We start from the raw sequence: 25,363 nt of genomic DNA, 5'->3' as shown, positions 1-25,363 counted from the left end.
TCCTATTACTAGTCGCTTTAACACAAGCTTTTCCTTATCACTCAGGTACTACGGTTAAATTGATATTCTTAATTTTGCTGACGATGTCTTGATCTTTGGGCAACGGGAAGCTATTTACTTTTGCCACTGCTCGTTTAGTTGCGGCACATAAGCGACTGTCACCATCCAGAACAGAAAGACTACCTAGTATTGCGTCTGCTCCTGTAGGGATTAAACGCAAATTAACTCGACAAGACTTCCCCCGAAAACTGTCCTCCAACAAAAGGTTTTGCTGAATAAGCTGAGTGTAAATAGCCCCATAACGATCCGCTTCACTCGCGACATGGCTAGAGCGAGCAGATGTATTCGCCTCTGCTTCCGTCTCTAAGCCTGAGAAGATATCGTTAAGTGCCGCTTCTTGCTCTTTACGCTCACGCTCAATACGCTTTAAGCGCTCTTTCTCTTTACGCGCTTTTTCTGCGGCCTCTTTAGCGGCCTTTTCTTTCGCTATTCGATCTTTTTCCGCTTTTGCGGCTGCTTCTCGCTCACGGCGGGCCTTTTCTTCAGCCTCTTTCGCCGCTTTTTCACGCGCAATGCGCTCTTGCTCAGCTTTGGCAATCGCCTGCTCTTTGGCTTTACGTTCCACTTCTAGTTTTGCAGCCCGTTCTTTTTCTTTTTTCGCGCGCGCTTCTTCCGCTTTACGCTCTTTTTCTTTCGCTACACGACGCTTTTCTGCCTCGCGTGTCGCTTTGGCTTCTTTCACTTGCTGTTCTTTCAGCTTACGAATACGTTCTTCTTCGGCTTTGCGGTTCTTTTCAAGCTGTTCGCTCTCACGGCGCAATTTGTCTAAGCGATCTTGCTCTTTCTTTGCCGCTTCTTCCCGTTTACTACGAATTTGTTGTGCCTGTTGCCTAACAAGATCCGGGTCAATGACCACCGCTTGTACAAGGCGCCCAGTCGGTTCTGGCTTAGACATGGTAAAGTCCGTGCCCCAAATCAAAGCCGCAATAAGAAGCGCATGCAAAGCAGCCGATATGATAATCGGCTTCTTGAAATCGTTCTTTTTAGATTTGTTCTCTTTCATCGCAGCGACGATTATTCCTTAATATCTGTCAGCAAACCGACTTTCGGAATGCCTGCACGACTCAATTCGTCTAATACCAATACGACTTCTGCATAAGGCGTAGCGGCATCACCGCCCACCGCTACGGGTGAATCAGGTTTTAAAGACAATTCAGCTTTCACACGTACGATCATATCTTGCAGTGAGATGCCTCGCGTAACTTCTTCATCGTTGACACTTAGGCCAAGGTTTCCGTCTTTGTCTATCTCGACAATGATAAAGCTTGCATCGCTATCACCTGCGAGGTCAGAAGCTGGCTTAGCCGTAGCGGTTTTTGGCAGTTCAACGTCGACCCCTTGTGTAACAAAGGGTGAAGTCACCATGAAAATGATCAGAAGAACCAACATAACGTCGATATAAGGCACAACGTTAATCTCGGCAGTCATTTTGCGCTTTTTAGGTTGGTAACCAGCCATAGCAACTATTCCTTACTTGCAGTATCGCGACCAGCCATTGCTTGACGGTGCAAAATACTGTGGAACTCTTCTGAGAAGGTTGCGTAATTGTGCTCTAGCTTACCCACTTTACTGCTGAATCGGTTATATGCCATTACCGCTGGAATTGCTGCAAACAGACCCATCGCCGTTGCAACTAGCGCTTCAGCGATACCAGGGGCAACCATTGCGAGTGTCGCCTGTTTGACTTCACCCAAAGCAATGAAAGCATGCATAATGCCCCAAACAGTACCAAACAGGCCAATATAAGGGCTGATAGAACCAACAGTAGCTAAGAATGGTAGGTTGGTTTCAAGTTCGTCGACTTCACGCGCCACGGCGACACGCATTGAACGGCCAGTGCCTTCCATAATGAAGTCTGGAGAATCTGCGTTGGATTTACGTAATCTGGCAAACTCAGTAAAGCCTGAATAGAAGATCTCTTCTGTTCCCGCTAAGTCGTCTTTACGCTTCTTGGCATTTTGATAAAGAATCGACAGATCGGTACCTGACCAAAACTTGTCTTCGAAGGTTTCTGTCTCTTTAGAAGCTTGAGATAACACTTTGCTGCGTTTTATGATCATTGCCCAAGAAACAATCGACATGCCTAAAAGGATCAGCATAACCATTTTTACAAGCAGGCTCGCCTGCAAGAAAAGGTCTAGCATCGAAATATCAGCGGTCACTATTAGTTAACTCCATAACTATTGATTGAGGCATTGCTTTCGGCCTCATTTTTATATTGTCGATACATGCTACCTTAACCATTGCCTTACACAATATCTTACCGTCAGGATTAACGATCTCCTGACAGAAACAGAGTGTCGCTTTTTTAAGGTCAGCGATTTGCGTCCTTACGGTAAGGTGATCGTCAATACGAGCCCCCTGCAAAAAATCGATGTCAATGTGTCGGACTACGAAACCGATGTTTTGTTCCAATAGGACCTGCTGAGATACGCCAATTGTTCGAAGCAGTTCGGTTCTAGCTCGTTCAAAGAACTTGAGATAGTTCGAATGGTATACCAGTCCACCAGCATCGGTATCTTCATAATAAACCGTCACCGGCCACTCAAATGTCATTCCATGCTCTTGCACGTTAGCGTCCACAACTTGTTGTTCTAGACGGTTACTATAACGCAACTCATTACTGTCTATGCAAGCGTTAATAAGTGAATTCAAAGCTTGAAACAAAAAAAAGCGCAACCCATTCAATGCGTCGCGCTTTTTTTAAACAAAATGAGCGGAGTTTAGCCCCTAGATCAAACGAAGTACCGTTAGGTAGATAAGAATCGTAAGAGAACAATATGGGCTAAACAGCACCTGCCAGTACCAATTGCGAGGTTTAAAACCAAGACCAAACACCATGCTAGAGCAAACCGCCCAGATCAGCATTGGCGAAATAATGGCATTGAACCCACCAATTGAAGCGGAATACAGTTCTGGATCCCACATCACCATAGCGACATGGTAAAAACCAAGAACCAGAGATAAGGCTCGAAACAGAACCTTATCAACAGGTGCATGTAGCTTAGCTACCTGCGCAGCGAGATCACTCACTGTCTTTATCCATCATTTCAGAGTGCTCTAACCAAAGAGCGTTAATGATACCGAATGCACAAGCGAGTAATACACCCAGAATCCATGCGAAATACCACATAATCGTTGCTCCTTAGTAAGCTGAAACGTCGTTGTCTTCGATGTGTTTCTTATCAAGACGACCAAACATTTTGTAGTATGTCCAAGTCGTGTAGCCAAGAATCACAGGTACCATCACTGCTGCTACTAGCGTCATCAGACCAAGTGTCAGTTCACTTGCTGTTGAATCCCACATAGTTAAGCTGTGGCTAGGTACCAGGCTTGAAGGCATGACGAATGGGAACATCGCAAAACCTGCCGTCAGAATCACACCTGCGTTCGCTAGGCTTGAGAACAAGAAAGCAAAACCGCCACGTTCAATGCGAGAAGCGAATACAGCCAATAGCGGCATTAGCACACCAATAACTGGTGCTGCCCACATTGCTGGGTAAGTTTCAAAGTTCTGCATCCATGCACCTGCCTGGATTGCCACTTCTTTATTCAGTGGGTTCGACGCTGCCATGGTATCGATAGTACTTGTAATCACGTAACCATCGATTGATTGAACCCAGAAACCACCTAAAACAAACAATGCCGTCGCAACTAGACCCGCTATTTGAGCAACATTGCGCGCACGTAAGTGTAGCGCTTCTGTTGTCTTCATCTGAAGCCAAGTCGCACCTTGTAGTACGAATAACATCAGGCTAAGCACGCCACAAAGTAGCGCGAATGGGTTTAGTAGCGCGAAGAACGAACCTTTGTACTGTGACATTAGCAGATCGTTTAGCTCAAATGGTACACCTTGAAGCAGGTTACCAAATGCGACACCGAAGATGATTGGCGGAACAGTACCACTAAAGCAAAGTGCGTAGTCCCACGCCTTACGCCATTTTGGATCTTCAATCTTAGAACGGTAATCAAGAGCCAGTGGACGTAACCAAAGTGCAGCTAGGGTCACGTACATTGCTAGATAGAATCCAGAAAACGACGTTGCGTAAACTAGAGGCCATGCAGCAAACAATGCGCCACCCGCTGTAATTAGCCAAACTTGGTTACCATCCCAGTGTGGGGCAATAGTGTTGAGCATAATACGGCGTTCAGTGTCGCTCTTACCGATAACAGGTGAAAGTGTAGCAACACCCATGTCGAAGCCATCAGTTACGGCGAAGCCAACCAGTAAAACACCAATCAGAATCCACCAAATAAGTCGTAAGATTTCGTAATCAAACATAATATTCCCTCACTTATACTTCGACTGAACGACCAACTTTGTCTTCAACAGAGTCAGCGTTTTGTTCGAAGTGGTAGCGACCCGTTTTCAGGCTGCTAGGACCTTTACGTGCAAATTTAAGCATTAAGTAAACTTCTGCGATCAGGAACACTGTATACAGCGCAATGATGGCAAATAGAGAAGTCCAAAGTTCACCTATTGTCAGAGCTGAAGCTGCTACATGTGTCGGAAGGATTTCACCTACCGCCCATGGCTGACGACCGTACTCTGCAACGAACCAACCTGCTTCAATTGCAATCCAAGGAAGAGGAATACTGAATAGAGCCGCTTTCAGAATCCAAGGTTTCTGCTCAATTTTTTGGCGGCACGTTTGCACGAATGCAGCACCGAATACGAATAGCATAATAAAGCCACACGCTACCATGATACGGAATGACCAGAATAGAGGCCAAACAGTAGGGATAGAATCATCCGCTGCCGCTTGAATTTGCTCTTCTGTCGCATCAACGACATTTTCCGTGTAACGCTTAAGAAGCAGGCCATAACCTAGGTCGCCTTTCACTTCATCAAACGCTGCCATGTTCTCTTCTGACTTGTCACCAGCACGTAGCTTCTCTAGAAGCTCATACGCATACATACCCGTACGAATACGATCAACGTGATCATCACGTAGATCACGCAGACCTGTAACCTGCTCATCAAGAGAACGTGTTGCGATGATACCCATCACATATGGAATCTTGATTGCGTAGTCGGTATGCATCTCATCTTGGTTTGGTAAGCCAAACAGTGTGAATGCTGCTGGGGCTGGTTCTGTGTGCCATTCAGCTTCTACTGCGGCTAGTTTCACTTTTTGAACTTCACCAAGCTCGTAGCCTGATTCATCACCAAGAACGATAACCGACAAGATAGCTGCCATACCGAAAGATGCTGCGATAGCAAATGAACGACGAGCGAATGCGATGTCACGACCTTTTAGTAGGTAGTATGAGCTGATGCCTAGAATGAACATTGCACCAGTCGTGTAGCCAGATGCCACGGTGTGAACAAATTTAACCTGAGCAACTGGGTTTAGAACAACCTCAGCAAAGCTCACCATTTCCATACGCATGGTTTCAAAGTTAAATTCTGCGCCAACTGGGTTTTGCATCCAGCCGTTTGCTACCAGGATCCAAAGTGCAGAGAAGTTAGAGCCTAGAGCAACTAACCAAGTAACCACAAGGTGTTGACGTTTAGAAAGACGATCCCAGCCAAAGAAGAAAAGACCAACAAAGGTAGATTCCAAGAAGAAGGCTACTAGGGCTTCGATCGCCAAAGGTGCACCGAAAATATCACCTACGTAATGCGAATAGTAAGACCAGTTAGTACCAAACTGGAACTCCATGGTAAGGCCGGTAGCCACACCAAGTGCAAAGTTAATACCGAATAGCTTACCCCAGAACTTTGTCATGTCCTTATAGATTTGCTTGTTCGTCATTACGTACATTGATTCCATGATGGCCAGTAAGAAGGCCATACCTAGAGTCAACGGTACGAATAGGAAGTGATACATCGCTGTCAGTGCAAACTGCAGTCGCGATAGATCAACAACATCGATCATGATTACTCCTATGTGTCGGCTGAAGACACTTTTTACATTAATGCATTGTTATTAAAGGTTGAACTACTTAGATAGTGTTATCAAAGATAGTCACTCTGTTGCAAAAATGTACCGTAATGGTTAGTTAATTGTTAAGCATCAGCTAATATAGCTGCGGCTAATATTACTGCTAAAAACGGGTTGTTTCAAAAGGTTTATAGCCAAAGTTCGCTTTGATTTGTATCAAGTTTTGTTCGGCATTTTTGATTAAAATTCCATCACATTGATCTGTATCAATAGTTTGAAGGTCATTTTGTTACGAAGGGGTTATTGCCGCAAGGGTGCTAAGTATTTATGCAAAACAAGCAGTTAACAAGTCACTCAATTGCGCTACCTATTAAGTAGTAAGTAAATTACATTAGTGTGATATAGATCACCAAATTAAAAAGCCAGCTTCTGAGAGCTGGCTACTGAAAACTTATTTTTCAATTCCGAAATGAAGATAGGCGCGATCCGTGGCAATTCTTCCTCGTGGCGTTCGTTGGAGGTAGCCTTGCTGAATGAGGTAAGGCTCTAGGACATCTTCTATGGTGTCTTTTTCCTCACCTATCGCTGCCGCCATGTTATCTAACCCTACAGGGCCGCCAGCAAACTTCTCCATTATTGCCAGAAGCAGCTTTCTATCCATATAGTCGAAGCCTTGCGCGTCCACGTCGAGCATATTCAGTGCTTTGTCGGCAACATCGGCACAAATATGGCCATTACCTTTCACTTCCGCGTAGTCACGAACGCGACGTAGTAATCGGTTGGCTATTCGTGGTGTACCGCGGGCGCGTCTTGCCACTTCTAGTGCCCCTTCAGATTCCATCGACAAACCTAGACAGTCGGCACTGCGCTGAACAATGTTTTGCAGATCCGGGATCTTGTAATACTCCAAACGTTGAGTTATACCAAAGCGATCACGCAATGGTGAGGTCAATGAGCCTGCACGCGTCGTTGCGCCAATCAGAGTAAATGGAGGCAAGTCAATTTTTATAGAGCGAGCAGCCGGACCTTCGCCGATCATAATATCAAGCTGGTAGTCTTCCATTGCGGGATAAAGCACCTCTTCTACCATAGGGCTAAGACGGTGGATCTCATCAATGAATAGCACATCGTTTTCTTCTAAGTTGGTTAAAAGCGCGGCTAAATCCCCTGCTTTTTCCAATACAGGTCCAGATGTGGTACGGATATTCACTTCCATTTCATTGGCGACAATGTTCGCTAAGGTGGTTTTCCCCAATCCTGGTGGACCAAATATCAACAGATGATCGAGCGCTTCATTACGTAGCTGTGCTGCCTTAATGAAGATCTCCATCTGACTACGAACATGATCTTGACCTTTATAGTCTTCAAGCTTTTTAGGACGTATCGCACGATCGATCACATCCTCTTCTTTATAAACCGTGTTATCTGGTGCTATTAAGCGATCCGCTTCTATCATTATTCAAGCCTTTCTCTATACCATCGATTTCAGCGCTTCACGGATAAGCTGCTCACTACTCATGTCTTCCATTTTAACCTGAGAAACCACTTTAGACGCCTGAGTCGGCTTGTAACCAAGTGCAAGCAGTGCACTGATCGCTTCTTCTTCGGCATTAGACTGAGCAGGTTGCGGAGCAGAGTCTACTGGTGCTGCATCGGTAAATGGAGTAAACAAGTCACCGGCGCTCCAACCTTTTAAGCGATCTTTCATTTCGACCACTAAGCGTTCTGCTGTTTTCTTACCTACGCCAGGCAACTTAACTAATGTTGAGACATCTTCACGTTCAACACTGGCAACAAATTGACTTGCTGTCATCCCTGAAAGAATAGCTAAGCCAAGTTTAGGACCAACACCATTGGCTTTAATCACTTCTCGGAACAACGCACGCTCTTTCACCGTGTTGAAACCATACAGTAGCTGCGCATCTTCGCGTACAACAAAATGAGTATAGATGATGGCTTCTTCGCCGATATTCGGTAGCTCATAGAAGCAGCTCATCGGCATTTGGACTTCATAGCCAATGCCATTGACTTCAATCAGTAATTCAGGGGGTTGTTTCTCAATAAGAATGCCGCGCAGACGTCCAATCACGGTGATGACTCTTTAGAAATGAATTTGCGACAGGATAATAAAGAACTGGATAGACATCCAGTTCTTTATTGAATGAGATTAGATTTTTGAGACCACTTGATCGAGTTGAGAAGTTAGGGTTCGGACTGCATCGACCTGTGCGGTCAAATGAGCGCCATTTTGCGCCACATGTTCTGAGATGGTTTTGGTTTCAACCACACCGTTGGCGACTTCGCTACTGGCTTGATCAAGCTCTTTCAATGCCAGCATCTGATTTGACATGATATTCGCTAATCCATTCACGTCTTGCGAAATTGCCGAGACCTCAGCAATCATAGATCTCATTTTCCCCGCGCTTGAATTGACCACATCTTGACCATGCTTGACTTCCTTTTCGCTTCTATCAAGCAGGTTTCTTATCTCAACGGCGGAATGGCTGCTTTTAGCTGATAAGTCACGTACTTGCTCAGCAACCACCGCAAAACCACGACCTTGCTCCCCTGCCCGTGCGGCTTCAATCGCCGCATTAAGTGCTAGCAGATTAGTTTGCTCGGCAACTGAGGTGATCAGATCAGCGACCTTCATGATCTCTTGATGGCTACCAATAATCTGGCTTATTGCAGAGGTAGAGTCTTCAAGCAGTTGTGAGCTTGTTTCTGCTTGTTGGTGAACGGCATCACTCCGTTCTCTTAACTCATCAACAAATCGCGTCGAGCCTTCGATTCCTTCTGCTAACTGATGAACCTGCTGACTCATCTGCTCGGCTGCACTAGCTTGGGATTCACAGTTAATGTTCAAATTAGAGACCTGATCGTCTAAGGTAAGCGACTGTGACTCAAGGGTTTGAGATACATCTTTTAGTTGCAATGAGTTTTGGTTTGCTTGCGCCAATACATGCGATAGACTTTGCTCACCAAGCGTCGCTTTTTCAGCAATGACTTCACTATCACTTTTAGCTTGCTCTGCAATTTCGATCGCTCTATCTCTCTGCTTGGCGGTAAAGGCCTGAGCAATACAGATCACAGCAAGAGGCAGCACAGTACCCGACCAGATCTCGACGCGCCGTGCAGATTCAGATAGCTCTAACACTGGAAATTCGCTTCCTGATACATGCATATAGGTCATGAACGCAGCACACACTATAACGGTAACACTCCAACTGATTGCCATCCCTCTCGTACCAGACAAAAAGAACGCAACCACTAGTAGTGGTACCCAATACGTTTGGGTGGATTCAACCACGCCACCACTTTGGTAAATAATATTTAGTGCATGAACTGACATGCCAATAAAACCAAGATTAAGCGCAAAGGTAGGATTTTTAATCGCTTTTAAGCAAGCCACTGCCGCCAGTTCGAAGCCAATCAAAAGTACCGACGTCATGATTAAGCTGTCATGACCGTGTTTAGACCATTTGATCAGGCTATAAATACCGACAAAAAACGCAATGAAAGTAAAGAGGGAAAGGGTATCCGCCTGGCGCTGTTGATTTTTTGTCCATTGAGATTGTGCTGGCATGCAAAGTCGTCGCCATAAGTTGACAGGGTTCATTTTCAATCTTCCTTGATTGATATTTTGTTAGACCTCTGACCACTATATTAATGCAACATTTTTATAACAAACCTCATATTCAGATCTGTTTTATATGTCTCAGTTTTGAATCAATAGGAAGCAAATAATGTGGAATGGCTAACGGTAACGCCCCCGTCTTGCACTGGTCGCTTTGCCAGCAAGTGCAACCAGTGTTTTGTTAGTGTTGGCATGACAAATAGCCACCCCTAGAGCGTCAGCAGCATCAGCCTGAGGTTTCGAAGGTAACTTAAGCATATGTTGAACCATATGCTGTACTTGTTCTTTGTCAGCCGCTCCCGTTCCTACGACCGCTTGCTTGATCAAACGAGCGGCGTACTCGTAGACAGGTAGTTCAGCATTTACCGCGGCAACAATAGCGCTACCGCGTGCTTGACCAAGTTTAAGCGCCGAGTCTGCATTGCGAGCCATAAACACCTGCTCGATAGCAAATACATCGGGTTGAAACTGAGTGATGATCTCAGAAACGCCCGCGTAAATTTGCTTAAGACGCCCGGGTAGCTCTTTTTCAGAGGTACGAATACAGCCGCTACCAAGATATTGCAGATGACGACCCGTTTGACGAATCACTCCATAACCAGTGATACGCGAACCTGGGTCAATACCTAGTATGATTGACATTGTTTTCTTTGTTATCGCTAAATCTAGCCCGACATCTTAATCTAGCCAAAGCGCTATAGCGAGGTAATTATCGCTCTGCTCGACAACCCAGATTCTAAACCGACCTCGAGGACTTGCGTTGGCTCATTGACGAGCTTCTCACCTGTCCAATAATCATACCAGTTGACGGGGAAATTGGCGGTTAGTGTCACCTCGCGAGCTGTGTTGTGATAATTAAACAGGCAATGAAGATCATTACGCTCAGTCAGTTGCAAAAATGCATGATGAAGATTGAGGGCGGTAAATCTCGCCGCATCTTGATTATGTCTGTGCCGAATCGTCAACTTCGCCAATGTCCGCTTGGCAAACGGTGTTAGATCAGTAAGTGGATCACCAGAAAGCAACAGACCACCGCTCGCCAACAAGGCATCTCGGTGAAATTCGTAGTACTTTCTCTCTGTGGCTTGATTAGCCAAAGAGACAAAGGTTGCGCAGTCAGGATCAATCTGCCACAGTTTTCGGTGCTGCCAACTGCGGTAAAATGTCTCTTTGGCAATTTGCTCGAAACGCGTCGCACAGCGCTCTACATCGTCAGAGACTCGCATGGCATCCACCAGCCCTAGTGAAGGCCACATTGGTGCATTACAGCCAAGGACCAACGCCTCGCCTGCGCCCTCTATAATGGCCTGCATACCTAATCGATAGGCTTCAACGCCCGTCACACCGGACTGACTACGAACACCTTTTAACGTGCCCCAGTAATTGGCGTCGAGTTTAAACATCTCAACGCCCCACTCTTCACGCATAGTACGCACAACGCGAGTTAGATGTTCTTGCACTTCTAGATTGGTCGTATCTAAGATGTACCAAGGTGTACAACGCCAACCTGCGTAAGTGACATCTTCTGCTTTCAGCAAGCGGCCATCACTGTGGCGAACAAACCAATCCGGGTGCTGTCGAAACACCTCAGATTCGGGTTGAACAATAAAAGGAGCCATCCAAATCGCCGGTTTCTTACCATTTGCGCGAATCTCTCTTAGCACAGACTTGATCCCTGAAGGGAATTTTTCAGACGGCGTTAGCCAATCACCCATATAGGCTTGGTATCCATCATCTAAAAGTACATAGTCAAATGATTTGAGATGCTCACGCATTTGCTCTACGTTGGCATGGATGTTTTGCTCTGTTACCTCAGCATAATAGGCATACCAAGAACACCAACCTAATGGTGAGTCTTGTTTCACCCCTGCTCTAATTGGATGGTGGCTCTGAATCAATTGGCTGTATTGCTCATACAACTCAGACAACGAATCTCCTCTCAGAGCTACAACTGACTCTAAGCAAGTCGTTGACCAATCTTGGGGGGCAGTCTGTTCACCATCAATATAAGCATTGATTTTCAATTGCCCTTCTCGATGACTGATGGTGAAGTAACCTGCAAACCGGTGACACGAAGTAAAGCCAAACAAGGCGTAGCCTAATGAGTCTTCGACCACCAAGTAGTTATAGTAACGTTTAGGCTCTTGAGACGAATAGATACGATAGCTCGAACTATTATCTGGGCAACGCCCAATATCCACTGGGTCATCAAAAGTACCTGTCGTCTGAGCCAACATTTGAAAGCCATCACCAAGCAGTGTTGCGCGACGTTCAAAATCAAAGTCAGTGTCAAAGAGTAGATACTGCTCGGAGATAGGTTCGTTGGATAAACCACGATAATTAAAGGAGACTTGATTGCCGTTTAGCTCGGCAGAAAGATCACTGTTGGGGATCCGAATGATACGCTCATTGGCTAAGTGCAGGACTTGCGACATATAACGCTCAGCTTTGTAGTTATTTGTCTCAATTAGAGCACTGGCGCACGTCATTGTCTATTTGCCCAACAACACATAGCTATACGACGATCACGTTTCTGCCATCCTGATAGATCAGAAGATTGAATCTGTCTCATTGACAGACGAAAAAACCCTCCAACTCCGGAGGGTGAAAAGGCAGTGGATTATGCATCAAGCATCCTGCTTTAAAAAGCCCACTGACGTGGGCTAAAAACGTAGAGACGAACTTTAATTTAGAATGCGTAAGCCAGTTTTAGGAATGACTCGATATCACCTTTCTCAGCGCCAACGCCTGTCGCAGAGTTGTAACCCTCATCAGACACGTGGTAAGCGATATCAACCAGCGCAGTGAAGTTCGAGGTAAACGCATAAGAACCACCGAAGTTAACCGCTTCGCGAGTATCTTCAATCGTGACATAGCCTGCTGCTAGGTAAAGCGCATCAAGTGTGTAGCCAACTGACGTGTTGTACATTTTCACTTTTTTGCCGTCTGCAAACTCTTCTTCTGCGAATGTCGCACCAATACCGACCGCACCTAGGTTAACCGCACCGTTAACTAGGTATAGTTTGTCTGTATCACCTTCAGTTTCATCGTTGTCTTCGTAACCAAGGTTAACCATAAAGGTTTCGTTTTCGTAGCCTAGGTAGCCGTTGTAACCACTTTGACGGTCTGTACCTTCATAGTTACGGTCGCCGAAGTATGAGATACCGTATTTAACACCTTCTTTGTCGCCTTCAAATTTCACAACTTGACGTGCATCAGAGGCATCGTTTGGAGACCATAGGAACTCGATTGTTTTGTCAGCTGCGCCATCTACTGCATCAAGAGCGGTGTCATTTGCGTAACCAATAGACGCTACACCAGCACCCGTTTTGTAGCCTACCCAAGTATCAGTGATCGTAAACGTTGAATCTGACGTGCCGTAGTCATCTTCAACATCAAACTCACCACCAAACTTACCAACAATGTTACCGTTTTCGTAGTCAGCAAAAATATCGAACCCCGTTACGCCACCGTTGTAGAATTCTTCATCTTTCTGCTGTTCAACGTTGTTTACCGCGCCGTTTTCTTTACGGTCTTCTTGGTAATAGCCACCAATCGCAAACTCTCCAGAAACGGTAAATTGATCACCTGAAAGCGCTTCTGCTGCTACTGCTGAACCGGCTACAAGAGATAGTGCTACTGCTAGTGCTGTCTTTTTCATTTCTTTGTTCCTATAGATTTTTATTTATGAGCGTCAAAAGCCATCTGATCGCTCTGAAAACAAAAACTATTGGTGCTGACAATGATTAACAAATGAATCACTAAAAAAGCAGCCCTCTTATTGTGATTAAGGGTTTGGTCAAAAGCTAAATATCTCTAATGGCTAGCTGTAAAGTTAGGTGAATCGTGGGTTTCACTGCCATAGCTAAACAGTTAGGGAAGCCGAATGTGCCGGATTAAGCGACTGGTAAAGTTCAAAACATCAAGTAAAAAGTACCGATACTTATCGTATCTAAAGCACATTTTTAGTTATCTATGCCTAAACTTAAGGGTGAGTTGATAGATGGACATATCAGGTGAAAAGATACAAATCGAACAAACTCATTCTTGGCATCTTATGGCTTTGGAGTAGCCTTCCCCTTGCCGAGCCGATAAAAGTCGCCCAAGACTTGTGGCCACCCTACGTTATGAACTCTGCTCTGGGCAGTGGTATAGCCCATGACCTGGTGATTGAAGGGTTGGTTTCAGCTGGCTTTGAAGTTGAGTACTCGGTCAAGCCTTGGACACGTGTTCTTAAAGAAACCATCAATGGCAAAAATGACGTAATCATCGCGATCTGGAAAACAGATCAGAGAGCTAGAGATTACATTTTTACTGATATGTACATGCACAATAAAATGGCGGTCGTTTCACGCCAAGACGCCAATTTCGAGTTTTCATCTCTCCATAGCTTGGCTGGAGTTCGCGTGGCGATGATCGATAACTACGCCTACGGAGCACAACTTGTAGATTACCAAGAACTAATTCCGGTTAGCTCGATTCATTTACCTAATAGTATTCGCCTTATCCTGACGGATAGAGCAGATGTCCTAGTCACCGACGAAGCCGTTGGTCGCTGGACAATTAAAGAAATGAGAGTAGATGCTTCGAAACTGAGTTTTAGCCCGATCTATTTAGATACAACCCCACTCTACGCAGCAATTAGAAAAAACCACCCCGAAGCGCAAAAGATCGTCGCAGCACTCAATGCTTATTTTAAGGCTCACGGTGACCGCCAACTTCAGTTGCTAAAAATTAAATATGGATTAGCAGAATAAGTTAAATAGCAAACTACAGATAAAAAAATACCAGCCGCTTGGCTGGTATTTTTAATTCTAGTGTCGATTACGCCACTTCGATTGGGCCACCGAATGAAGTCACTGGTGGAACTTTGCCTTTGAACTTCTCAAAGTCAACGATACAGGTGTTAGCCGATGTTGCCTGCGCTAGTTCAGAAGAACCGATATCTTGAGTTAGCGTGTTTGGATCGCCATAAGTACAGATTGCACCCTCTTTCTCATTTAGAGGACCATACCATGCACCTTCCTCGATACGGATAACACCACTAGGGTAGCTATCAGTCACAACAGCGCCTGCCAAAAGTTGACCACGGTCGTTGAATACACGGACCAAGTCACCATCTTTAATTCCTTTCGCTTTCGCATCAACTGGATTGATGTATACCGGCTCACGACCTTGCACCGCATACGTTGCACGGAACTCTTCAGACTCACACATCTGAGAGTGCAGACGCTTGTCAGGGTGACAAGACTGTAGCCAGTACGGATGCTTATCAGAGCCTGGACCACCGTGTGAACGCTCTGATTTCTCGAACCACATCGGGTGCTCTTGACAGTGATCGTAACCGTAGCGACCGATCTTACGCGACGTAATTTCGATAAAGCCAGATGGCGTACCTAACGGGTTGATCTCTGGGTCTTTACGGAACGCTTCATGACGAACCCAAGGTTTACCTTGACCGAAGTCTAGCACGCTTTGTTCCCAGAACTCAGCGAACTCAGGCATCTCAAATTTACCTTCGTTAGACTTCTTACAGTCGTTGTACAGGCTCTCGATCCACTCCATCTCGCTCATACCACGTGTGTATTCATCACGGCGACCAAAGCGTTGAGTTAGTTCACTCATGATCTGGAAGTCAGGCTTAGATTGGAACAATGGATCCACTAAGCGATGCATCGCGACCAAACCTTTGCTTGAGTATGAACCGTATACGTCGATATCGTTACGTTCCCACTGAGTACAAGCAGGAAGAACAATGTCAGAGAAACGACATGTTGCTGTCCAAGCAAACTCTACCGTTACCACAGTCTGAAGCTTTTTGAATGCTTTCTTCATGCGGTTGCGATCTTGGTGGTGGTGCCAAGGGTTGTTACCCGAAATTACCATCATCTTGAAATCCGGTAGCTTCACTTTACCGCCGTTGTAACGGATCTCTTTACCTGGTTCAAGTAAGCAGTCAATCCAGCGTGCAACTGGGATTGTGCGGCTGTAACCGTTAAAGTCATTGTTGTCCCATTTTGGTTTCATACCTTGGTCAAGGTTGCGTGGGAAACCACCAGGACCAGCAAAACCAGTTGAAGGAACACCGATACTAGAGTAGTGATGGCCGTAAGAAATACCGCCACCAGGTAGACCAATTTGACCAACCATAGCTGCGACAACCGCTGCTGCCCAGTATGGCTGTTCGCCATGCTCCTGACGCTGGATACACCAACCCATCAAGATTTGGGTACGACCATTCACTAGCATGCGAGCAAATTCGCGGATCTTGTCAGCTTTAACACCACAGATTTCGGCTGCCCATTCAGGCGTTTTAACCACTTTATCTTTGGTTTCACCCTGAACATATTGAATGAACTCAGCAAACCCAAGACAGTAAGTCTCAATGAACTTCTTGTCGTACAGATCTTCGTTGTATAACACATGAGCAACAGCAAGCATGAATGCCACATCTGTCATCGGGTTGATGTACAGGTGGTCATTTTCTAGGTAACGCTGCGTTTTGTTCTTAACTGGATCAACAGAAAGTACGTTGATCTCACCTTTCGCTACTTTCTCTTTTAGCTGAGACAGATAGTCGAAAGATTCGTGCGTTTCACAGTTCCAACCAACTTGCAGGTTCTTCACTGGGTCATTTGCCCAAAGAACGATGTTATCTGCATTTTTTAGGATCTCAGACCAAGAAGTACCTTGTGCGTATACCTCAGTTGAACCTAGTACGTATGGCAAGATGGTTTGACCTGCACCTGTAGAGTAATCCCCTACTTTAGTAATGAAGTTACCGTGCATACCAACCGCACGTTGCATATGCGCTGTACAGTTGTTGAATGCACCAGTTTGGTTCCAACCTGTCTGACCTGCGTGCAGGGCCCAAGGACCATAATCTTTTTGTACTCGCTCAAGCTCGCGGTAGAACAGATCGATTGCTTCATCCCAAGTCACACGGATGAATCGGTTGTCACCGCGAGTGTCGGCGCTGTATTTATGTTTCTTCAGCCAATCTAGGCGTACCATTGGGTAACGGACACGCGATGGGCTATAGATGATACCCTTGATGCCGTTCAGCATCTCTGTCGGGTTCTTATCTAGCTCTAACGGTTTGATCTCTTGAACTTTACCCGCGTAGATGTGGGCGCGAAACGCGCCCCAGTGTGAACCTGTAACCTTCCAAGTACCTGTTGATTCTGCAGCGCTAGCAGAAGCAGATGCCAATAAGCTTGGACCGATGACTGATGCCGCGCTCGTTGTCGCTACACCTTTAAGAAAACTTCTTCGTGTAATAGCCATTTCAAATACTCCGTCTGACGCTTATTAGTGGTGGCCTTCAGCATAATCTGAAGAGTGCTTCTGTAAGTACTTCAAGATCAATGCTTCACTGTCTGTATCTAGGTTAACGAATGCAAGCATACCGTCAAACATACCTGGCCAAGTGTTGGCATCAAAGTGCGCTTCATCTGGCTGGGTGTGACACACAGAACAGTTTGTTTTGTAAGCTTCTGCTGATTTTTCCCAAACAGGAGTAATGTCATTTAGCATAGATTCTTTCTTAATCCATACTGTGGCTGCCACTTTTTCCCAAGGAAGGCCTGTCAGTTCATCGACTTTCTTCTCGCCAGTTGTAACAATGCTGTCATTTGTCGACGCTTCTTTAAGAAGAGAAGCAACGGCAATGTTTTTACCAAAGTCTTCTTGGATTACGCGACCAAAGCCTTTCGCCTTGCGCCAGCCATCAATTTCGATTGAAACGAATTCACCTTTTTCTTCAAGTACTTTCACTGAAGAGGCAGGGTTTAGAAGGCCTGCTTCTTTCTGGCCTTGTGCATCGAAATAGATAGGTAGGTGGCGCACGCTTACAAGGGTTTGACCCACATCGTAGCTTGTGTTCGAAGCCATAGACTCAAGATCACCTACGATACCGCCAATACTGTCCATTCCAGCAGGTAGGTTATGTGCAATACCCTTGTGGCAATCAACACAGCTTTGATCTTTCTCTGCAGCCTGTTTCATCTGGATACGAGCCGTTGGCGACATTTGTTCGAAGTCCATAGATTCGTAGTTGTGGCAGTTTTTACACTCTAGAGACTTATTTGCAGAGAAACGATCCCACTCGTGTTTAGCAAGCTCGATACGACGCTCTTCAAACACACCCGGTTCATCATAGTTACCAAACACTTGGGCAAACACTTCTTTAGAAGCCTGCATCTTACGCGCGATCTTATCTGTCCAGTTATGCGGAACGTGGCAGTCTGGACACGTTGCACGAACACCAGAGTGGTTTTTCCAGTGCACAGTGTCTTGTAGTTCAACGTATACGTTGTCACGCATGGTATGGCAGCTAATACAAAACTCTTCAGTGTTAGTTGCTTCTAATGCGGTATTGAAGCCACCCCAAAAGATAACACCCGCGATAAAGCCGCCCATAGTCAGCACACCTAGGCTGATATGAACCGCTGGGCGCGTCATGGTACGCCACAGTTTAACGATCAATGATTTCATGATTTGCTCTCTTAAAATTTTTATAAAAATGTGGAATTGAGCTCAATGGCTTACAGGCCATGCACGCCTGGCGGTCCCATAACGAATACTTGCAGCATCCATATAAGGAATCCGTAGCCACCTACGAACGCCACACTCAAAATTGGAAAGAGAACAACCGCGATGAAGAGGAAAGACTTCCACTCCAGAGAACGTTTTTCACCGCTCTCAATTTTGTTAACATCACTCATACATTTGCCTATTTTGTATCTAGTGTTATTGGTCAGCTCTTATGGTCGAGCCAATTTTTTTTACCATCTCTAAGAAGAAATGTTAGACCATACTCTTTGTAAGGTTCAATCAAATACGCCCTTTCATTCCTTGTTATTCAATACTTTTTTGAGCTCATCCCGAGATGTGTTTGATCGTGATTGTATATATAAACTTGCCACTAAATATGAATGATTATTAACAGAAACAAGCCCGTAAAACTCAACCATTTTACGTAACAATTTGGTAGCAAGACGAAACATCTACCACTTTAGAGGCACGCCTATTACGTGGTAATTCTAGTTCAAATGTAACAAGCTTGTTTCAATTCACGACCCTTTCTTACTCTAATTCGGCTTTCAAGATGGGGTGACGAAAAGGCAATTTCGCGTACAATAATGGCGTGATTGAAGGAGAAAATATGGACAGTGTGGTAGATATCTCTTGGCCTGTTTTAGCACTATTTTTCAGCCTACTAGCAGTTCCTCTGCTTATAAGCCATCACTATCAATTGAAGATAGGTAAAGAGGCAATTATCAGTGTGTCGCGGATGACCTTGCAATTGTTGATGGTGGGTATCTATCTTCAGTACCTTTTTCAACTAAATAGCTTGGCCATTAACACTCTGTGGTTAGTAATAATGACTCTAATAGGTGCGAGTGCCATCATAGCAAAGGCTACGCTCCCAAAACGAACGCTGCTATTTCCTGTCACTATGGCTTTAGCAACCGCTTTATTCCCTATGCTAGCTGTCATCTCGCTCGTTGTAATTCAACCGCAACCTTTCTATAGCACTCAATACGTGATCCCTCTCGCTGGCATGTTGCTCGGCAACTCGATGAGCGGCAATATCGTTGCTTTACAAAACTTCTTTACCGCAATAGAAGAACGAAAAAGTGAATATGAAGCAGCTATCTCATTAGGGGCTTCACCTTCGTATGCCACTTTACCCTTTGTTCAAGATGCCATTCGTCGTTCTCTCGCTCCCACACTAGCGACGATGAGCGCCACAGGGCTGGTCACTTTACCAGGAATGATGACAGGGCAAATCCTTGGGGGCGCTAGCCCAATTGTTGCGATTAAGTACCAAATCATGATTATGGTTGCGATCTTGGTAATGATGTCGGTCTCGGTGACACTCTCTTTGCACCTAACCATTAGAAGATGCATTAACAAAGAAGGAAGAGTATTAGTCAAAACCAAGCCTCCACATTGATCGTTTGTGCAAAGTAAAATGCCTTGGGGATCTTATCCACAGATTCTGTGGATAACCGTGGTGATACATAGGAAACAACTGGTCTATCCAGAATTCAAGAGAATTCTCAATAAAAATTTTCTTTGCATTCATACGCATATAATTTAATTCGAGAAGTGTAATAAAGATGTCATACCAAGCTCATAGGTTTGAAGCTAGTTAACCAAGGAGTGCGTTATGTTGACCCCAATTGACACCTATGATGTAGAAGTTCAAGAAATTGAACTTACCAACATCCGAGACTGGCTGATTGCTCTGCCGAAAGAGATGGCTCCAAGAGAAGAGATTCCGGAATCAGAATTTGGCTGCTGGCATTAAAAAGGCTCACATCATGTGAGCCTTCAAAAAACATCAAGTACGCTAGTCACGTAGATAGATTAACCAGTACCACATGCCAACGAAGACTCCACCACCGATAATATTACCAAGTGTCACAGGAATGAGGTTGTTGGTGATGAAATCGATCATGTTCAAATCGGCGTAGTCTGCAATATTCGCCCCTGTCATCTGCCAAAACTCTGCGGGTGCAAAATTCTTGATCCCGATAGCCATTGGAACTTGAAACATGTTGGCGATACAGTGCTCAAACCCCGCAGAGACAAACATAGCGACTGGCAATATCAGCACAGCAATTTTGTCCGTCAGTGTACGACCGCTGAATGTCATCCAAACAGCAATACATACCAAAACATTACACATCACCCCTAGTGATACTGCGGACAGAAAAGTGTGATGTAACTTATGCTGTGAAATTGCCATAGCGTTAAGGCCCACTTGACCATGGTCGAACATGTACTGCTTTGTTAGTAGCATGCACACCACCAAAAGCAAGGCACCTACAAGGTTGCCACCGTAAACGACCGCCCAATTTTTAAACAGCATTTTCCAAGTTATTTTGCCACTGGCTCGTGCAACCAGAGTCAAGACTGAACTGGTGAATAGTTCACCGCCAGTCACTACGACTAAGATAAGACCTAGACTAAACGCGAACCCACCTAGAAGGCGAGTGATGCCCCAAGGTAGCTCACCGGCGCCGGTAGTAACAATGGTATAAAAGACGAAAGCGATACCAATATGTATTCCGGCAGATATCGCCAACAGAAAAGATTTAACGGGATCTTTCGTCGCTTTGCCAACGCCAATTTCTGCAGCGCGCTCAGCCATTTGTGGGGGTAGGAGAGAATCAAACTGGTGGTTTAAGTTCATCATGAGTGAAACATTTTGCAACATGTGGATTGATGGAGGCGGATAATCACTCGATTTTTATTCAAATTCAAGCGTTAATTAGCCACACAAGACAAAATGTTATTTCTCTACAGAAAACACTTAGTATATGTTGACAATATAGAGCTAAAAATAACTAAATTAGCCATTACCATTTCACATGTATACCATAATAATCAATCACTTAACTAAAGGGCAATGATCATATTTTTGTTCTGACACTACTTTAGTCTTATTTTTCATAACAACAGCCATTTTTATTCACTATTTTCATTACAAGAAGAACAACGTGCTACTGACCAACAAAAGCGTCTGACAATCTTTGATTCTGATCTAGTGACAGGGCGATTGAACAACTACTAACCAATCCCTGCAATTCCTTAAGTGAAAGTAAGGGGTAGCTAACACTTCTCAACTCGTAACATTGCCGATTTATAACTTCATGATTAAGTTGAAAACAGTACTTTCTAAAAGGATTCGATTATGAAATTTACGCCTGAACATATGTCTGAACTTAACCTTTTACTTCAGTTTGACATCAGCAGTGCCGCGACAGGTATTAAGGTTCATCATGAAGCTTCTAAAGAGATGCAGGCAGCCGTTCAGCGCCTTTATGAAAAAGGTCTATGTACGTTACCTGATGGTGGATACCTAACTGACGAAGGCATTGAAATGGCTGAACACGCTGACAAAGCACTAAGAGTCCTAACTAGTTAGCACGATAAGGAACAATTGGAGAGCTAATACTTTTTTTCTTCGATAAATAGCGGCTGTACTTTTCGACAATTAGGGAAATATCAATCTTTTCCAAACCATCATTAAATACATCACGCCAGTTTTGCCCGTCTGGCGTGTTTTTGAACGCTAAGTACAGCTCTTTGCTTTCAAGTAGTCGCTCATTCATTCTTACTCGATTAGCTAGCACGTCTGCTCTAGGGTCAATACCGATCAAATACTCGAGTACATTAGAGTCTATAACAGCAGCATCCAAGCGCCCCTTAGCCACTTTGTATATGTTGCGGAGGTCATTTGCTGACGCTTCAACCTGAATTAGCCCTTCTTCCACTAGTAGGTCAAACTCGGTCGTATTTACATACCCTTGAACGACACCTATCCGATACAGAGTTAGATCATCGAGTGAATTCCATTTAATAGGGAATTTGGTATTTTCAACCAGCCCTAGAGGCCCTTGACCAATAGAGTTAGAAAAGACAAACTCGTCGGTTTCAAAGTAATATTCGGGAAAGTAGCCAATATACTTATTGCTTTTGTTTGCCAGCGCAACAGTGCGCACCCATGGTTTGAACTCAACAATAAGCTCATATCCCATGGCAGCAAATGCTTCACGTGCAACAGCAACCGACAACCCATATCCTTCGAGTTCTTCCCCAGAATACGGCGGCCACTCAAGTGAGGTCATATAAACTCTCTGAGTCGCCCCGCATGGAATGACACTGAATATGAGTATTACTATTAACAACCACTTCATGCTCACCTCTGACATGTAGGTAAACAACACCTACATAGTTAATAATAGGCACAGTGGTTTAATTATCTAGGCGCGCTCAAAGCACCATTTGTATGGCTGAAGGCGATCATATAGCCAGTTGAAGCCTGTCGCGTAAAAGAAAAAGAACACCAGAAACCCAGCTTCAAGCATTAGTGCTTGGAGGTATGTTATATTTAAGAACCAAGCAACAGTTGGTAAAGTGACAAAAATAAGCCCTCCCTCAAAGCCCGCCGTATGCCAAATACGGGTTGATAATGCTCTCTCAGCCCTAGGAACACGACAAACGCGATCAAAGCCAATATTGTAAAAGTAGTTCCAGACCACCGTAAACAAACTCAGCCCAACTCCTACCACAACTAAATCACTCGCCCCTTTGCCCGAAAACAGTGAAGCTACGGGAATAATGATGGCCAGCGCAATCAATTCAAAAAATAGTGCGTGGAAAATACGTTCTCTAGTTTGCATGTTAATTTCTCTCTTTAGTCACAAACGATGAGCTTATTTTCATCTATAATAACGATATTAAAAAGTTAGATACCATCAGTAAAAGCGATATGTTTAGTATTGAGCAACTAGAGGCCTTTGTGGCTACCGTTAAGGCAGGTTCATTTTCAGCAGCGGCTCGTCAATTGAATAAAGTCCAATCGGCCATCAGTCAGCATATTATGAACCTTGAACTTGATTGCGGTGTTGATCTGTTTGATCGTGCTGGTCGCTACCCTACATTAACCGAAGCAGGTAAACGCCTTCTTCCACATGCGAATGCCACCTTAAAACAGCATAAAAGGTTGGTCGAGTGCTCAGCATCATTGTTTAAAGAAGAAGAGTCGAACATCAGCATCGCTATTGATGAGGGCATTCCGGTCGAAAACTTTTCGCGCGCACTCGATTCCGTTTCAAGCCGCTATCCCGAGTTAAAAGTGGAAGTTCTCGTCGCTTCAAGTATCGACATTATTGAGCTAGTCGCAGATAAACGGGTCACCACTGGGCTCATTTTTTCTGAGATTGAACTTCCACCAAATGTCGATTTTGAGTCAGTGGGGCATATTGAGTTTGATCTCTATGTTGGACATACTCATCCACTTGCCAACCAACAGTCCGAAAATGTCGACCAGCTATTGCTTCATCGACAATTGTTGTTACGCTCTAAAAATGCAAAAGTTAGTGGTTTCCAGCAAGCACATAGTCCAGACCTGTGGTATGCAGACAGCTACTACGTTCTGCTGGAGTTGATCAGCAATGGCTTTGGCTGGGGCTTCTTACCTACTCATATCGCATCTGTGTATGAGCAAAGTGGGAAAATTACCAAAATTCCGGTTCGCTACGAACAACTATGTTGGCACGCTAATGTCGATGTGATTCAACATCAAGCATACGGTTTTAAGCCGATACACCAACTTTTACGTAGTGAATTGCGTAAGTTATTATCAGGGACAGAGCAATGAAAACGATCTCAATCGTCGGCGGAGGTTGGCTTGGTCAGCCTCTTGGTCAATACCTTACTTCTATCGGTCATAAAGTCTATGTAAGCAAGACGACGGCCGAAGGTGTTCATGAACTGCGCAGTAAAGGAATCGACAGCTTTCTATGCGACCTAAATGGTGGTAGCGAAGCACTTACCGCTCACCTAAATAACCATCCGAGCGAGATAGTGATTGGCTGTTTTCCACCAGGATTCCGAAAACGTGGAGGAAAGCAATACGTTAGTCAGTGGGCTGCCCTGATTGAGTCTGCTAAGCAACAGGAGGTCTCTCGCGTTGTCATGGTGAGTTCGACAACTGTCTATCCAAACATTGCTAAAGAGATGGCCGAAGAAGATGCTACCCTCGCGCTTGCGAAGGGAAGTCCAGATTTTAGCGACAATGCGACAACTATGCTGCAAGCAGAGGATGCGTTAATCAATTCAGGGCTGAGTTTCGCTATTGTTCGCTGTAGTGGGCTAGTCGGTCCAGACCGCCACCCTTCAAGGTTTGCCGCCAAGCTAAAACAGGTTAGCCAACAAGCCCCCGCGAATATGATTCATCTGCAAGATGCAATTGGCGCTGTTAGTCACATGGCTTTTTGCGCGAAATCGACCACAGTAAATGCAACGACACCTAACACAGTCAGCAAAGCTGAGTTTTATCAGGCGGCACTAAGTAGTGTCGGTTCCGCAGAGCCATTACCCCCCATCTCCCAGCAAGCCGATAAAAGAATTATCGCAGGTAAACTGATTGAGTTGGGTTACCGCTTCCACTATCAACACACCTTAGAATTGGTTTAACAGTCAAAGAGTCGATGATGAGTAAACTTAAGCTATACCAACATATCGAGCGTCTATGGTCATATATGCAACTTAACCATACATTGACGAAATCGGATTGCATCTTTGTTTTGGGAAGTAATGATGTACGTGTGGCTGAGTATGCCGCGCAGCTTTTCTTAGACGGTTGGGCAGGTAAGCTGATATTTTCTGGCGGCGTCGGACGCCTTACCGACGGGATATTTGAATCAACCGAGGCATTGACGTTCGCAGCCCTTGCGCGCGATATGGGCGTTCCTAGCGACTGTATTATTATTGAAAATAAGGCCACCAACACGGGCGAAAACATTCGTTTTACATATGAGCTGATGAACCAATTGGGCGAAGAGTTCCGCTCGTTTATCCTCGTTCAAAAACCTTATATGGAAAGGCGAACTTATGCCACATTTACGAAACAGTGGCCAATCCCATATGAGGCCATCTGTGTAACATCTCCCAAGACCAAATTCTGCGACTATTTCAACGAAGATATTGATCTTGAAACAACAGTCACTGCAATGCTAGGAGACTTTGAAAGGATTAAGACATACCCTGCCCTTGGCTTTCAGGTCGAGCAAAAAATTCCTCAAGAAATCGATGACTCTTATCATTTGCTCAAGACAGTATTTGGATAAATACAACTGCAAACTTATGGCTAGAGCCTTTAGCGAGGTTATTAGAACAGATCCAGCTTTGCGTCATTAGGGTTTTAAGTAAACCACACAACAAAAAGCCAGAGCGATTGCTCTGGCTTTTCCTTACT

At 44.8% G+C, this 25,363-nt stretch carries 27 protein-coding genes; 7 read left to right on the top strand and 20 right to left on the bottom strand.

Annotated elements, in window-relative coordinates; all coding sequences use genetic code 11:
• Window positions 1-37: 37 nt before the first annotated feature.
• The 14 genes from tolA to ZX61_RS22655 all read right to left on the bottom strand — a co-directional run bounded on the left by tolA (window position 38) and on the right by ZX61_RS22655 (window position 13,246).
• Window positions 38-1,063 (bottom strand): cell envelope integrity protein TolA, encoded by a 1,026-nt coding sequence (gene tolA, locus ZX61_RS22715; RefSeq protein WP_049846851.1) that lies wholly within the window; start codon window positions 1,061-1,063, stop codon window positions 38-40.
• A gap of 11 nt (window positions 1,064-1,074) precedes the next feature.
• The gene (tolR, locus tag ZX61_RS22710) at window positions 1,075-1,518 is read right to left on the bottom strand and encodes a protein TolR (RefSeq protein WP_049846850.1); all 444 of its coding nucleotides are present in this window, start codon (window positions 1,516-1,518) and stop codon (window positions 1,075-1,077) included.
• A 5-nt stretch (window positions 1,519-1,523) separates the two neighbouring features.
• A complete protein-coding gene (gene tolQ / locus ZX61_RS22705) occupies window positions 1,524-2,222 on the bottom strand; it encodes a protein TolQ (RefSeq protein ID WP_049846849.1) in 699 nt (232 codons plus the stop codon).
• A complete protein-coding gene (gene ybgC, locus ZX61_RS22700) occupies window positions 2,212-2,616 on the bottom strand; it encodes a tol-pal system-associated acyl-CoA thioesterase (RefSeq protein WP_049847006.1) in 405 nt (134 codons plus the stop codon). The genes tolQ and ybgC overlap by 11 nt, the downstream gene beginning before the upstream one ends.
• 174 nt (window positions 2,617-2,790) lie before the next feature.
• A complete protein-coding gene (gene ybgE, locus ZX61_RS22695) occupies window positions 2,791-3,093 on the bottom strand; it encodes a cyd operon protein YbgE (RefSeq protein WP_049846848.1) in 303 nt (100 codons plus the stop codon).
• Entirely contained in the window at window positions 3,086-3,193 is a 108-nt protein-coding gene (gene cydX / locus ZX61_RS23880; RefSeq protein ID WP_000270284.1) for a cytochrome bd-I oxidase subunit CydX, read from the bottom strand. Before cydX ends, ybgE begins: the two co-directional genes overlap by 8 nt.
• A 12-nt stretch (window positions 3,194-3,205) precedes the next feature.
• A complete protein-coding gene (gene cydB, locus ZX61_RS22690) occupies window positions 3,206-4,342 on the bottom strand; it encodes a cytochrome d ubiquinol oxidase subunit II (protein ID WP_049846847.1) in 1,137 nt (378 codons plus the stop codon).
• Window positions 4,343-4,355: 13 nt separating this feature from the next.
• Window positions 4,356-5,942 (bottom strand): cytochrome ubiquinol oxidase subunit I, encoded by a 1,587-nt coding sequence (cydA, locus tag ZX61_RS22685; protein WP_049846846.1) that lies wholly within the window; start codon window positions 5,940-5,942, stop codon window positions 4,356-4,358.
• Between the two features lie 457 nt (window positions 5,943-6,399).
• Window positions 6,400-7,404, bottom strand: a complete 1,005-nt coding sequence (gene ruvB, locus ZX61_RS22680; protein WP_049846845.1) for a Holliday junction branch migration DNA helicase RuvB — start codon at window positions 7,402-7,404, stop codon at window positions 6,400-6,402.
• A 15-nt stretch (window positions 7,405-7,419) separates the two neighbouring features.
• Entirely contained in the window at window positions 7,420-8,037 is a 618-nt protein-coding gene (gene ruvA, locus ZX61_RS22675) for a Holliday junction branch migration protein RuvA (RefSeq protein ID WP_049846844.1), read from the bottom strand.
• Window positions 8,038-8,115: 78 nt separating this feature from the next.
• Window positions 8,116-9,567 carry a methyl-accepting chemotaxis protein gene (locus ZX61_RS22670; RefSeq protein ID WP_049846843.1) on the bottom strand — a complete coding sequence of 484 codons (1,452 nt, stop codon included), beginning with the start codon at window positions 9,565-9,567 and terminating at the stop codon, window positions 8,116-8,118.
• A 138-nt stretch (window positions 9,568-9,705) separates the two neighbouring features.
• A complete protein-coding gene (gene ruvC, locus ZX61_RS22665; protein ID WP_049846842.1) occupies window positions 9,706-10,227 on the bottom strand; it encodes a crossover junction endodeoxyribonuclease RuvC in 522 nt (173 codons plus the stop codon).
• Between the two features lie 53 nt (window positions 10,228-10,280).
• Complete coding sequence (locus tag ZX61_RS22660) at window positions 10,281-12,020, bottom strand: glycoside hydrolase family 36 protein (RefSeq protein ID WP_049847005.1); 1,740 nt, start codon at window positions 12,018-12,020, stop codon at window positions 10,281-10,283.
• A 254-nt stretch (window positions 12,021-12,274) separates the two neighbouring features.
• Entirely contained in the window at window positions 12,275-13,246 is a 972-nt protein-coding gene (locus ZX61_RS22655; RefSeq protein ID WP_049846841.1) for a porin, read from the bottom strand.
• A 355-nt stretch (window positions 13,247-13,601) separates the two neighbouring features.
• On the opposite strand from ZX61_RS22655, the gene ZX61_RS22650 reads away from it, so the two are divergent.
• Complete coding sequence (locus ZX61_RS22650; RefSeq protein ID WP_049846840.1) at window positions 13,602-14,342, top strand: substrate-binding periplasmic protein; 741 nt, start codon at window positions 13,602-13,604, stop codon at window positions 14,340-14,342.
• A 67-nt stretch (window positions 14,343-14,409) separates the two neighbouring features.
• Here ZX61_RS22650 and torA read toward each other — a convergent pair whose 3' ends face one another.
• The 3 genes from torA to torE are packed head-to-tail and all read right to left on the bottom strand — an operon-like array spanning window position 14,410 to window position 18,311.
• On the bottom strand, window positions 14,410-16,872 hold the full coding sequence (gene torA, locus ZX61_RS22645; protein WP_049846839.1) for a trimethylamine-N-oxide reductase TorA: 2,463 nt from the start codon (window positions 16,870-16,872) through the stop codon (window positions 14,410-14,412).
• A gap of 24 nt (window positions 16,873-16,896) precedes the next feature.
• A complete protein-coding gene (gene torC, locus ZX61_RS22640) occupies window positions 16,897-18,081 on the bottom strand; it encodes a pentaheme c-type cytochrome TorC (protein WP_049846838.1) in 1,185 nt (394 codons plus the stop codon).
• 50 nt (window positions 18,082-18,131) lie between these two features.
• Complete coding sequence (torE, locus tag ZX61_RS22635) at window positions 18,132-18,311, bottom strand: trimethylamine N-oxide reductase system protein TorE (protein ID WP_049846837.1); 180 nt, start codon at window positions 18,309-18,311, stop codon at window positions 18,132-18,134.
• Window positions 18,312-18,751: 440 nt separating this feature from the next.
• Between torE and ZX61_RS22630 the strand changes: the two genes are divergently transcribed.
• Together ZX61_RS22630 and ZX61_RS24290 are read left to right on the top strand one after the other, a co-directional pair.
• Window positions 18,752-19,546 carry an ABC transporter permease gene (locus tag ZX61_RS22630; RefSeq protein WP_049846836.1) on the top strand — a complete coding sequence of 265 codons (795 nt, stop codon included), beginning with the start codon at window positions 18,752-18,754 and terminating at the stop codon, window positions 19,544-19,546.
• A gap of 216 nt (window positions 19,547-19,762) precedes the next feature.
• A complete protein-coding gene (locus ZX61_RS24290; protein WP_157633180.1) occupies window positions 19,763-19,903 on the top strand; it encodes a hypothetical protein in 141 nt (46 codons plus the stop codon).
• A 42-nt stretch (window positions 19,904-19,945) separates the two neighbouring features.
• Here the strand turns inward: ZX61_RS24290 and focA are convergent, their stop codons facing one another.
• Window positions 19,946-20,791, bottom strand: a complete 846-nt coding sequence (focA, locus tag ZX61_RS22625; protein WP_049847004.1) for a formate transporter FocA — start codon at window positions 20,789-20,791, stop codon at window positions 19,946-19,948.
• Between the two features lie 501 nt (window positions 20,792-21,292).
• Between focA and ZX61_RS22620 the strand changes: the two genes are divergently transcribed.
• Window positions 21,293-21,526, top strand: coding sequence for a TIGR02647 family protein (locus ZX61_RS22620; RefSeq protein ID WP_049846835.1), 234 nt, complete (start codon window positions 21,293-21,295; stop codon window positions 21,524-21,526).
• On the opposite strand, the gene ZX61_RS22615 is transcribed toward ZX61_RS22620, so the two are convergent.
• Both ZX61_RS22615 and ZX61_RS22610 read right to left on the bottom strand, forming a co-directional pair.
• A complete protein-coding gene (locus ZX61_RS22615) occupies window positions 21,519-22,298 on the bottom strand; it encodes a substrate-binding periplasmic protein (RefSeq protein ID WP_049846834.1) in 780 nt (259 codons plus the stop codon). The two genes, ZX61_RS22620 and ZX61_RS22615, sit on opposite strands and share 8 nt — an antisense overlap.
• A gap of 66 nt (window positions 22,299-22,364) precedes the next feature.
• On the bottom strand, window positions 22,365-22,784 hold the full coding sequence (locus ZX61_RS22610) for a PACE efflux transporter (protein WP_049846833.1): 420 nt from the start codon (window positions 22,782-22,784) through the stop codon (window positions 22,365-22,367).
• An 89-nt stretch (window positions 22,785-22,873) separates the two neighbouring features.
• Here ZX61_RS22610 and ZX61_RS22605 point away from each other — a divergent pair, with 89 nt between their 5' ends.
• The 3 genes from ZX61_RS22605 to ZX61_RS22595 are packed head-to-tail and all read left to right on the top strand — an operon-like array spanning window position 22,874 to window position 25,235.
• Entirely contained in the window at window positions 22,874-23,764 is an 891-nt protein-coding gene (locus ZX61_RS22605; protein ID WP_049846832.1) for a LysR family transcriptional regulator, read from the top strand.
• Entirely contained in the window at window positions 23,761-24,582 is an 822-nt protein-coding gene (locus tag ZX61_RS22600; RefSeq protein ID WP_049846831.1) for an NAD(P)H-binding protein, read from the top strand. The genes ZX61_RS22605 and ZX61_RS22600 overlap by 4 nt, the downstream gene beginning before the upstream one ends.
• 17 nt (window positions 24,583-24,599) lie before the next feature.
• A complete protein-coding gene (locus ZX61_RS22595) occupies window positions 24,600-25,235 on the top strand; it encodes a YdcF family protein (protein WP_049846830.1) in 636 nt (211 codons plus the stop codon).
• The last annotated feature ends 128 nt before the right edge of the window (window positions 25,236-25,363 follow it).

This window comes from Vibrio sp. VPAP30, assembly GCF_001188205.1.
Classification (GTDB): domain Bacteria; phylum Pseudomonadota; class Gammaproteobacteria; order Enterobacterales; family Vibrionaceae; genus Vibrio; species Vibrio bivalvicida.
This window is presented reverse-complemented; position numbering and strand designations above follow the sequence as displayed.